General features: G+C 66.8%; 7 protein-coding genes. 1 reads left to right on the forward strand and 6 read right to left on the reverse strand.

Features of this window, described 5'->3' with window-relative positions:
• The first annotated feature begins 66 nt into the window (after positions 1-66).
• A complete protein-coding gene (locus tag ARTSIC4J27_RS17000; protein ID WP_050056390.1) occupies positions 67-1,800 on the forward strand; it encodes a thiamine pyrophosphate-dependent enzyme in 1,734 nt (577 codons plus the stop codon).
• A 111-nt stretch (positions 1,801-1,911) separates the two neighbouring features.
• On the opposite strand, the gene ARTSIC4J27_RS17005 is transcribed toward ARTSIC4J27_RS17000, so the two are convergent.
• From ARTSIC4J27_RS17005 to ARTSIC4J27_RS17030, 6 genes are all read right to left on the reverse strand, one after another.
• Positions 1,912-4,182, reverse strand: a complete 2,271-nt coding sequence (locus tag ARTSIC4J27_RS17005; protein WP_050056396.1) for a gluconokinase, GntK/IdnK-type — start codon at positions 4,180-4,182, stop codon at positions 1,912-1,914.
• 47 nt (positions 4,183-4,229) lie between these two features.
• Positions 4,230-5,459, reverse strand: coding sequence for a D-mannonate dehydratase ManD (manD, locus tag ARTSIC4J27_RS17010; RefSeq protein WP_050056391.1), 1,230 nt, complete (start codon positions 5,457-5,459; stop codon positions 4,230-4,232).
• 51 nt (positions 5,460-5,510) lie between these two features.
• On the reverse strand, positions 5,511-6,944 hold the full coding sequence (gene uidB / locus ARTSIC4J27_RS17015; RefSeq protein ID WP_050056392.1) for a glucuronide transporter: 1,434 nt from the start codon (positions 6,942-6,944) through the stop codon (positions 5,511-5,513).
• 218 nt (positions 6,945-7,162) lie between these two features.
• On the reverse strand, positions 7,163-8,581 hold the full coding sequence (locus tag ARTSIC4J27_RS17020; RefSeq protein ID WP_050056393.1) for a mannitol dehydrogenase family protein: 1,419 nt from the start codon (positions 8,579-8,581) through the stop codon (positions 7,163-7,165).
• The gene (gene uxaC, locus ARTSIC4J27_RS17025) at positions 8,578-9,984 is read right to left on the reverse strand and encodes a glucuronate isomerase (protein ID WP_050056394.1); all 1,407 of its coding nucleotides are present in this window, start codon (positions 9,982-9,984) and stop codon (positions 8,578-8,580) included. Before uxaC ends, ARTSIC4J27_RS17020 begins: the two co-directional genes overlap by 4 nt.
• A 117-nt stretch (positions 9,985-10,101) precedes the next feature.
• A complete protein-coding gene (locus tag ARTSIC4J27_RS17030; RefSeq protein WP_050056395.1) occupies positions 10,102-11,163 on the reverse strand; it encodes a LacI family DNA-binding transcriptional regulator in 1,062 nt (353 codons plus the stop codon).
• Between the last annotated feature and the right edge of the window lie 82 nt (positions 11,164-11,245).

Raw genomic sequence — 11,245 nt, forward strand, 5'->3', positions numbered from 1 at the left:
CGAAACCTTCAGGTAATCCGGAAACCAACACCAGCCATCCAAGAACCCGAACAACAAAGAAAGACCATGACAACCGAACCCGCAGCAACCCTGACCGCATCACCCACCCGGTCTGCCGCCGTCGAGCCTTCCCGGCAGCACAACGCACAGGAAGAGAATGCACCACCGGCAACCAAGTCCGCCGGGCACGTCATTGTTGATGCCCTGCTGGCGCACGGCGTGGAACGCACGTACGTGGTGCCGGGCGAGAGCTTTTTGGACGTGCTGGACGGCCTGCATGCCTCGGATATCGAAACCATCGTCTGCAGGCATGAAGGCGGCGCGGCCTACATGGCCGAGGCCGACGGCAAAATGAACCAGCGCCCCGGAGTGGCCATGGTGACGCGCGGGCCGGGCGCTGCCAACGCGCACGTGGGTCTGCACACCGCGTGGCAGGACTCCACCCCCCTGCTGCTGTTTGTGGGCCTGATCCCGTTCGCCCACCGCGACCGGGAGGCCTTCCAGGAGTTCGACATCAAAGCCTGGTTCGATACTGGTGCCAAGCGCGTGATGGTCCTGGACCATGCAGAACGGGCGTCCGAGATCGTGGCGGAGGCGATGTTCGCTGCCATGAGCGGCCGGCCGGGACCGGTGGTGGTGGGCCTGCCGGAGGACATCATCCGCCAGCAGATCGACCCCGCGCTACATCCCGCCATTCCCGTGGCCGCCGGCGGCATGAGCAGCACGGACGCCGCCGCCCTGCGCGCTGCACTGGCGGAATCGCGCAAGCCGTTGTTTGTCACCGGTGGCAATGACTGGACCCAGGAAGCAGCGGATCAGCTGACCGGCTGGCTGGAGCGGCACCAGATCCCGGCAGCCGCCGAGTGGCGGACGCAGGGAACAGTGTCCTTCGATTCGCCGTCCTACGTGGGCCCCATCGGCTACGGCCGCCCCCGCCCCACGTACGACCTGCTGGAGGAAACCGACCTGCTGGTGTTTGTGGGGACGGTGCCGGGAGACGTCATCACGGACGGGTTCGTCTGCCGCCAGGACTGGAACAAAAAGAACTTCCTGGTGACCGTGGACCCGTCGCTCCGCGGGCGCTCCGGTCCGGTGTCGCGGCAGATCCTCTCCAAGCCGGAAGCCTTTGTGCAGGACCTGGCCGGCATTGACCTGCCGGTGAAGGAAGAGTGGAAGGCGTGGACGGAGCGGATGCGGGGCGAGCAGGAGCACTTCGCCGCGCTCCCCCCGGCGGCCCCGGCAGCGGGCCAGGCCAGGATGGACACCCTCATGGCGAACCTCGTGCCGAGGCTGCCCGAAGACGCCATGGTGACCTTCGGCGCCGGGGAACACACCAACTGGGCCCACCGCTACTTCCCCACCCGCCGCTACGCCTCCATGATCAGTGCCCGCAACGGCTCCATGGGGTACTCCGTGCCGTCAGCCATCGCGGCTGCCCTGGCAAACCCGGAGCGCCGGGTGGTCACCATCGCAGGGGACGGGGAGTTCCTGATGAACGGCCAGGAACTTGCCACCGCCGCCCAGTACGGCGCCACTCCCCTGGTGATGGTGATGGACAACCAGGAATACGGCACCATCCGCACGCACCAGGAACGGCACTATCCACAGCGCGTGTCGGGTACCCAATTGCAGAACCCCGACTTCGCTCTGATGGCCAGGGCCTTCGGCGGTTTTGGAATCACGGTCACCGAGGACAAGGACATTCCGGCCGCCCTTGATGCAGCGTTTGCCGCCATTGACCAGGTCGGTGTCTTCGCCCTGATCCACCTCATCGTCGAACAGCGCGTCAAGGCGTACTGAGCGACGCCCGCGCGCAGCGGCCGCGGCGACGCAGTCTGGGGCTGACAAACAGCAGCGGACGACGGCGGGAGGTCCCGCCGTCGTCCGCTGCTGTTGTGCGAGGAGTTCCGACTAGAGCCGGGTGTCGAAGGATCCGCAGAACACGTTGTCGTTGAACGTGCCCTGGAACGCGGACTTGCCCTGGATCTTGTCGATGGTGGCCCGGATGGCTTCCCGGGATCCTGCATGGGCATGGATGGCCGTCTTCACCATGGGGACGTCAATCAGGTGGTTGGGCTGGTTCAGCGACACAAACACCGTCGGAACCTCGGTGACGTACCACGGGATCTCCGCCGCCATCGGCGAGGACCACTTGATCCGGATGGCTGCCTCCTGGGCGAAGCCCTTAACGTTGGCAAACACAAAAGCTGCGTCGTACCGGTCCGAGTAATCGCCGGTGGCTTCCTCGGACAGGACCCGCATGAAGTTCATCCCTGTCTCCCCCGCCGCTTCCCGCTGCTCTGCCGTCTTGAAGACATGCACTTCAAAGCCGGCGGCCTCGAGCTCTTCCTTGACCGTGTCCAGGTAGGCGAGCGGGTCGGCCCGGGTGAAGTCCGCACCGCCGGAAATGCCGTAGAGGCGGATCCGCGGATGCGTCTGGGGCGTGATGGGCAGGTTGTTCGCGGTGTCCTTGACCAGGGTGACGGTCTTGTCAGCGATGTCCGCCGCAATGGCCCGGTGCGCCTCGCTGCCGATCACGGCAAGCGCCTCAGCCGCCGGCACCAGCTCCGATGCGGGCTTGCGGTGCAGCCCCAGGGAAGCCTTCAGCCCGAGGATCCTGCGCAGCGCATCGTGCAGGCGCTGTTCGGTGATCACACCGGACTTGTACCCGTCCAGCATGTAGCCGAAGTCCTCCGCGGGGTTGCGGAAGAACAGGAACATGTCGCAGCCGGCGGCGATGGTGGCCGGCACCAGGTCCTTGCGCTTCATGGCCTGCGTGAGGCCCACCATGAGCGAGGCGTCGGTCAGCACCAGCCCGTTGAAGCCGAGTTCGCCGCGGAGCAGGTCCTGCAGCAGCTCGGGCGCGAGCGTGGCGGGACGGATTTCCGCAGCGGCCAGGCCTGGCCGGAAGTGCCGGGACAGTTCCGGCGCGCCGATGTGCCCCACCATGATGGACTGCACGCCGTGGCCGATCATTTCCCGGTACACGTGCCCGTAGGTGCGGTTCCACTCCTCGTAGCCGAACGTGTTGTAGGAAGTGACCACATGCTGGTCGCGCTCGTCCACGCCGTCTCCGGGGAAGTGCTTCATGGCGCACACCGTGGGGGACTCACTGATGCCGTCGAAGTACTCCTTGGCCCGCTCCACCACAATCTCCGGGGTGTTGCCGAAGGACCGGGTGGAGATGACCGTGTTCCGCCAGTTGTAGTGGATGTCCACGATCGGGGCAAAGGCCCAGTTGCAGCCCAGCGCCGCGGTTTCCACACCGGCCACCTGTCCCATCTGGCGGGCGATGCCCTTGTCCGGATGCGAGCCGGCCTGCAGGTGCGTGGACACAAACGTTCCGTCGTCGCAGCTTCCGGCTCCCCCCATTTCCGGGTTGGACGCCACCAGCAGCGGAATGCGGGTCTTGGCCTGCGCATAGCGGATGTGCTCCTGCACGGCTGCCGAGGGCCCGGGCCGGTAGCGCATGCCGCCCACGTGGAAGTTCTCCAGCACGCCGTCGAGGTACTCCGGGGAGTAGTCGTTGTTGTGGTTGATAAACAGCTGGCCGATTTTCTCCTCGAGGCTCATCCCGGCAAGGGTGGATTCCACCCAGGCGACCGCGTCTCCGTCGAGATTAAAGGGCGCAGCCTGGAGGTCGACGTCGAACTGCCGCGGCCGGGTGCCTGAGTCACCCGCAGTGCCGGCAACGTCAGCGGGACGTCCGACGGCGGTGATCCCGGAGAGTGCCTCCCGCACCACGTGCTCCACGGGGGCGGCGATGTCGACGACGACCCCGGCTTCGTCAGCCCCCAGCGGTTCCAGCGTGGCGAGCTGGGACTCCAGGAGGGCGGGCGGCATAAAGTGCCCGGTCCGCCCCTCGGTGCGTGCCCGCAAAACCTCTTTGCTCCCGTGCAGGTGCAGGAAGATGGTGTCCGGCGCCTGCGCCCGGATGGCGTCACGGTAGCTGCGGCGCAGCGCGGAACACGCCAGGACCATGCCGCCGTCGGCCGCGTTGGCCAGCGCGGTGCCCACGGTGGCGAGCCAGGGCCAGCGGTCCTCGTCCGTCAAGGGCGTGCCGGCGGCCATCTTGGCGACGTTCTCCACCGGGTGGAGGGAGTCGCCGTCCAGGAACGGGACGCCTAGTTCGCGTGCCACGAGGTCGCCGATGGTGGTCTTGCCGCAGCCGGACACGCCCATCACGATGATGCGGAGCCTGGGATGGGCTGTAGTGGATTGGGCAGTGTTCACCAGTCGTGGACCGTTCCGTCGATGAGGCGGTTGTAGGGCAGGTAGGCCTGCTGGTAGGGGAAGGCCGCGGCGGCTTCTTCGTTGAATTCGACGCCGATGCCCGGCTTGTCGCCGGGGTGCAGGTAGCCGTCCACAAACGTCATGGACTGTTCGAAGACCTCGTTGGTCTTGTCCGAATGCTGCATGTATTCCTGGATGCCGTAGTTGTGGATGGCCAGGCCCACGTGGAGCTGCGCGGCGAACCCGACCGGGGAAATGTCCGTGGGGCCGTGGAAGCCGGACTTGATCTGGTACTGCGCGGCGAAGTCCATCACCTTCTTCAACGGGCTGATCCCGCCAAAGTGGGTGGACGCGGCCCGGACGTAGTCGATCAGCTGTTCCTTGATGAGGGTCTGGTAGTCGTACACGGTGTTGAAGATTTCCCCGATGGCCAGCGGGGTGGTGGTGTGCTGGCGGACCAGGCGCAGGCCTTCCTGGTTCTCGGCCGGGGTGCAGTCCTCGAGCCAGAACAGGTCATACGGCTCCAAGGCCTTGCCGAGCTTCGCGGCCTGGATCGGAGTCATCCGGTGGTGCCCGTCGTGCAGCAGCGGGATCTCGGGGCCGAACTCGTTCCGGACCGCCTCGAACACGGTGGGCAGGTGGCGGAGGTAGGCGCGGGTGTCCCAGTCCTCCTCCACCGGGAACGCGCCCCGGCCCGCGGGTTCGTAGTCGTACCGCTCCCCCGAGGCCTGCGCCTGCGCGGCCACCCCGTACACGGCCTTGATCCCTGGCACGGCGGTCTGGATCCGGATGGACTTGTACCCGAGTTCCAGGTGCTCCCGGACCGAATCAAACAGGGAGGGCAGGTCCGCGCCCGAGGCGTGCCCGTACGCGCGCAGCCCGTTCCGGGACGCCCCGCCCAGCAGCTGGTAGACCGGCATGCCGGCCATCTTGCCCTTGATGTCCCACAACGCCATGTCCACCGCAGCGATCGCGGCCATGGTCACGGGCCCGCGGCGCCAGTACGAGGAGCGGTACAGAAACTGCCAGGTGTCCTCGATCCGGTGCGGGTCCTTCCCGATCAGCAGCTGCGCCACATGCTCCTTCAGGTACGCGGCAACAGCAAGCTCCCGCCCGTTCAACGTGGCGTCACCAATACCGGTCACACCATCCTCGGTGGTGATCCGGAGCGTCACGAAGTTCCGGGAGGGACTGGTCACAAAGACTTCAGCAGCAATGATTTTCACAGCAGGTCCTTTCAGGGGCTGGGCTGGAGGCGGAAGGTTGGGGCGGAGGGCTTAGTTGAAGGTCGGCGCCGCGGGCTTGGTTGCGGCAGCAGGCTCGCCTGATGCACGGCTTGCGCTGCCGTTGGAACTTCCGGTTGGATCGGCGTCGGTGTCGCTGCTGGTGCGGCGGGCCCGGATCTCGGCGAGGATTTCGGCATGCAGGGCATCGGTGAGCTTGTACTTGGACATCACCAGCAGGGCCAGCAGCGCAAGGACTGCGGGAATGGCGCCGGCAGCAACCTGGATTCCGAAGACCGCATCGGCGCTTTGGGCGGCGCCGGACTTGTAGCCGCCCAGGGCGAGGGCATACGCGGCCAGAGCGCCGCCCACGGCCTGGCCGGTCTTGCGGGTGAAGGAGAAGAGGGCGTAGGTGATGCCTTCGGTGCGGACGCCGGTCTTCCATTCGCCGTATTCAACGGTGTCCGCTTCGAGTGCCCACACCACGATGTTGACGGCCATAACGCCCACCAGGCTGAGCAGGAGGCCGCCGAAACCGATCCAGGTCTGGCTGGCGGGTGTCAGGAAGACGATGATGCCGCCGATGACCGTAACTACCGAGGCGTAGATGTAGACGTTCTTTTTACCGACCGCGCGCACCAGGCGGGGCATGATGGCCGCCAGGACGAAGGTCAGGACCAGCTGGATCATGGACAGGACCGGGTACAGGTCCAGCCGGCCCAGCACATCGCGCAGGTAGTACAGCTGGACCGAGGTGAGCGCCAGGTAGCCGGAGAGGAATAGGAAAGAGCTCAGGCACAGCATCAGCAGCGGCTTGTTGCCCTTCAGGGTGTCCAGGCTTTGCTTGAGGGTCACGTTGGGCACGGCGCGGTGGACGCGTTCCTTGGCGGTGAAGACCGTGAAGAAGTAGAGGGCGGCGCCGATCACCACAAAGGCCAGCGTGATGCCGGTGAACGTGGCCTGCAGGTCGGCTCCCGGCTTGATCAACGGGGCCACAAAAATACCCAGTGATGAACCCACCAGCGCGGCACCCACCATGCGGGCGGACCCCAGCTTGGCGCGTTCGCCCGGGTCCTGGGTCATGGCTCCGGCGAGGGAGCCGTACGGAATGTTCACCAGGCTGTAGGCCAGGCCAAGGGCTGCGTAGGTGACATAGGCGTACAGCAGGGTGCCGGATTCGCCGATCTGCGGGACTGAGAAGGTGGCCACGCTCAGCAGGAGCAGCGGGATGGAGCCGAACATAATGAACGGGCGGAACTTCCCGAACCGCTTGCTGAAGGTGCGGTCCACCACCCGGCCGGCGAAGACGTCAGCGAAGGCGTCGAAAATCCGGACTGCCAGCAGCAGGGTTCCTGCGGCCGCCGCGGAGATGCCGGCAACGTCGGTGTAGTAGACCAGCAGGAACATGGTTGCCGTGGTGAAGGCCAGGTTGTTGGCGGCGTCACCGGCGCCATAGCCGGCGATGCTCATTGTGCTCAGCTTTTTCATGATGCGGGCTCCTTTACCCGGGACGGCCTGGGGCGGCCAAAACATAAAGCGTCAGGGGCCGGGGCTGCCGGCGGGGCTTGCTCTGCCTGTAATCCTAATCACGTGGCAAACAAATGGCAAGCGGTTGCCAAATAATCATTGAATTTTCAAGAAAAAGGGCTGCCCGGCACCTTCGAGGTGACGGACAGCCCAAGGTCAGCGGGTTGGCGGACCGGCGTCTAGCGGGAAGGAAAGCTGCCGGCCATCGTGCCGCAGAGGCTTTCCACCAGGTCCACAACGGCCGTGTCCTCGGCCAAGAGCGGGTCGACGACGGCCAGCAGCCCCTTGGTGCGATCAGTGCCGGACAGCCGGTTGGCAGCAGCCACTTCTTCCCCCAGGGGGTCCTGGAAGGTCGCGGCCACGCTGTAGTCCATCCACGCGGCGATCATGAGTGCGGCGGCTGCTCCTGTCCTGCCGGCGGCGCGTTCCGCTTGGAGGACCGGTACGGCGCGCATCCGCAGCTTGGTGCTGCCGTCCTGGGCGATCTGGGCCAAGTTGTGGGCGATCCTGGCATTGCTGAACCGTGCAAGCAGCGCGGCCCGGTAGGACGCGATCTCCAGATCAACAGGCAGGTTCGCCTCAGCTTCATCCCAGAAGGCCTCCACCGCCCGCAGGCATTCCGTGTCCGCGAGAGCCTCGGCCACCGTGGAATGGCCGCGCAGCTGCCCGGCGTAGGCGAGCAGCGAGTGTGCGCCGTTGAGCAGCCAGAGCTTGCGGTTTTCGTACGGCTCAATGTCGTCCACAAAAAGTGCGCCGGCGTCTTCCCAACGGGGCCGGCCGGCAGGGAAGTCCCCGCTGAGCACCCAGCTGGAGAACGGCTCCGCCACCACCGGCGAAGTGTCGCGGTACCCGCAGGCGTCCCGCACGTCAGCGAGATCCTGGTCCGTGGTCCGCGGCGTAATGCGGTCCACCGAAGTGCTGACGAAGCTGACGCTGGCATCAATCCAGGCCGCGAGCCCGGAATCCCAGGCACCGGCAAACCCGGCAACAGCCTGCCGCGCAACTGCTCCATTGTTGGAAAGGTTGTCGCAGCAGACCACGGCAATCGGCCCGGAGCCCGCGTCCCGGCGGGCGGCAAGGGCCAGCGCCAGGCGCCCCAGCGGCGTGGCCGGATGCCCACTGCCGGAGCCCAACAGTGCAAGGTCGGTGGCGACGTCGGGCGCAGCGACGTCCAACGTGCCGTCGGCACCCAGGCCGTAGGCGGCCTCCGTGATGGTGAGGGTGACCACGGCCGTGCCGGGCGCGGCCACCAGCCCGGTGAGCCGCTGCAGGTCCGCGCCGTCCACGGCCTCCACGATGCTTCCCACCACGGTGAAGGAGTCGCCGGTGTCTGCGCGTTCCACCACCGTGTACAGCCCGTCCTGTTCCGCCAGGGCCACCGCGGCGTCGGGGCGGCGGCCGGTGAACGCGGCAATCCCCCACTGGTCCGCGTCCCCGGCCTGCTGGGTGTACCAGGCCTGGTGCGAGCGGTGGAAGGCGCCCAGGCCCAGGTGGACTATCCGGACCGGGGCCTTGGGTAACGGGCGCAGGGTCCGGTTCAGCTGCGGAAGGTCCGTGGCGGGACCCGGCGCGGCAGCAGCGTGCAGTCCGGTGCTCACAGCTTGAACACCCGCCGCGGCGACCCGTCCACGATGTCCACAATGAGTTCGTGGGCGCGATCCTCGCTGACCCGGTGCTCGGCCACCAGGCGCGCCAGGAACGAGGCCTCGATCCGGCGGGAGGCATCGTGCCGGGCCGGGATGGAACAGAAGGCGCGGGTGTCATCGATGAAGCCGGAAGAACGGGAGAAACCCGCCGTCTCGGTGACCGCCGAACGGAACCGCAGCATTGCATCCGGGGCATCCAGGAACCACCACGGCGCGCCCAGGTACACGGACGGGTAGAAGCCGGCCAGCGGCGCGAGTTCGCGGGAGAACACCGTCTCGTCGAGGGTGAAGAGCACCAGGTGGAAGTCCTTGGCGGTGCCGAAGTCCTGCAGGACCGGGCGGATGGCCTCGGTGTAGTTGATGGCGAACGGGATGTCGTGCCCGGTGTCCGCGCCGAAGCTGTTGAAGGTGGGCTCGTGATGGTTGCGGTACGAGCCCGGATGGATGGTCATCACCAGGCCGTCCTCCACGGACATGCGGGCCATCTGGTACATCATGTGCGCCTCGAAGTCGTCCCGGTCCTGCGCCGTGGCCTTGCCGGAACGGGCGCGCTCGAACAGCCTGGCCGCGTCCGCGGCGTCGAGCTTCAGGGTGGCCGGGGTGCGGACGCCATGGTCGGCGGACACCGCGCCGTGCTCCACAAAATAACGACGCCGGTTCTCCAAAGCGGTCAGGTAGGCACCGTAGCCCGTGCCGCCGTCGCCGGCTGCCGCGATGAGCTCATTCACGTTCTCCGACCACGACGGGTGGGCGATGTTCAGGTACGCGTCCGGGCGGAAGGTGGGCAGGACGCGGCCGTGGAAGGTTGGATCCTGGGCAATCGCTTGGTGGCTCGCCAAGGAATCCAGCGGATCGTCAGTGGTGGCCAGGACCTCGATATTGAAATCCTTGAACAGCTCCCGCGGCCGGAAGCCCGGCTCCTGCAGCTTCGCGGAGATCGCGTCATAGCTGGCATCAGCCGTTGCCTCGCTCAGCTCGCCCTGCAGCCCGAAGACACTGTGGAACTGGGTGCGGAGCCAGTATCCCGAAGCCGTGCCCTCGAACAACGGCCAGGCTTTGCAGAACTCGCGCCACACGGAGCGGGAGTCGGGCCGGGAGGTGTTGGATTCGCGCAGCTGCTCCAGCGGGATGCCGCTGGCGTGGACCAGCCGGGTGACGTAGTGGTCCGGGCTCACCAGCAGCGCTGCCGGGTCCGGGAAGGGGGTGTTCTGCTCGATGACTGCGGCGTCAACGTGCCCGTGCGGGGAAATGATGGGAAGGTCCTCGACGCGCTGCAGGAGCTCGCGCGCTATGCGGCGGGTTCCGGGATCAGCGGGCAGGAGCCTGTCTGGGTTGGCGGCAATCGACTGTGACATAGGTCAATGGTCCGGGCTGCATGCCACTCTTGTCAACCGGTTGCCAAAACTTGCCATTTGGGTTTCCACCGCCGGTTCGCGCCGCAGGCAGTGCAGGCAGGGAAGTTCGGGCGGGGGCTAGCCCTTGGGCAGGAGCCGGCCGCTGGAACCCCGCAGCACCAGCTCGGTCTCCACCCGGAGGATGCCCCCCGGATCCCCGTTGCCGTGGAGCAGTTCGAGCAGCAGGGCCGCTGCCCCCGAGCCGCACTCCCCCAGCGGCGAGCGCACGGTGGTCAGCGGCGGCGTGGTGAAGTCCGCACCGAAGATGTCGTCAAAGCCCACGATGCTGATCTGGTCCGGCACCACCATGCCGCCGGCCTGCAGCTCCTGCATCAGGCCGATCGCCAGAAGGTCGTTGTACGTCAACACGGCGGTTGCCTTGGTGGCCAGCACGTCGCGCGCCACTTGCCTGCCGCCGTCGACTGTTGGTTTGCTGGACTCCACCCGCACCGGTTCCAGCCGGGACCACTCACACGCGGCCTGCACGCCTTCCCAGCGCCGGGCGGACATCCAGGAGCGCGCGGGGCCGGCCACAAAGGCGAGCTTTTTGTGTCCGTTCGCAGCGAGGCTGCGTACAGCTTCCCCGATGCCCTTCCGGACGTCGGGGATCACGCACGGCACGCCCTCCACCTCGCGGTTGATGACCACCACCGGTTTGTCGCGGGACAGCGCGCGGATGTCGTCGTCGTCCATGCGCGGGCTGGCAAGGATGAGGCCGTCGGCGGTGCTCATCATACGGCGGGCTGCCGTGAGCTCGGTGGCTGCCGACTCGGCGGATTCGGCCAGGACCAAGGTGTAGTCCCTGGCTGTGCCCGTGGTCTCGGCGCCGCGGATGATGTCAAAGAAGGTGGGGTTGGTGATGTCCGCGACAATCAGGCCGAACGTGTTGGTCCTGCCCGTGGGCAGCGCCCGGGCGAACGGGTTGACCTGGTAGTTCAGCTCGGCTGCGGCGTCCTCGATCAGCTTCTGGGTCTTGGCGCTCACGCGGCCCGGCTTGCTCAAGGCCCGTGAAACAGTGGACGGGTTGACGCCGGCTACTTTGGCGATGTCGTAAATGGTGGCGTTGCCCTTGCCTGCCCGGGCGTGCTTTTTCGCGGCCTCCGTGGTTGCGGCAGGGCCCTGCGTTTTGGGTTCGGTCACCGCCCCATCCTAACGAGCATCAGGCAAGAAGTGGCCAGCGGTTGCCGGGCGCCCCGCCGGGCGCGCCCGGCAACCATGGCCC

This window comes from Pseudarthrobacter siccitolerans, assembly GCF_001046895.1.
GTDB lineage: Bacteria > Actinomycetota > Actinomycetes > Actinomycetales > Micrococcaceae > Arthrobacter > Arthrobacter siccitolerans.

What these genes read in the sequence shown, in the direction of transcription:
- ARTSIC4J27_RS17000 (WP_050056390.1), top strand. Translation starts at nt 67, where the DNA reads ATGACAACCGAACCCGCAGCAACCCTGACCGCATCACCCACCCGGTCT.
- ARTSIC4J27_RS17005 (WP_050056396.1), bottom strand. Translation starts at nt 4,182, where the DNA reads ATGGGCGTGTCCGGCTGCGGCAAGACCACCATCGGCGACCTCGTGGCA.
- uidB (WP_050056392.1), bottom strand. Translation starts at nt 6,944, where the DNA reads ATGAAAAAGCTGAGCACAATGAGCATCGCCGGCTATGGCGCCGGTGAC.
- uxaC (WP_050056394.1), bottom strand. Translation starts at nt 9,984, where the DNA reads ATGTCACAGTCGATTGCCGCCAACCCAGACAGGCTCCTGCCCGCTGAT.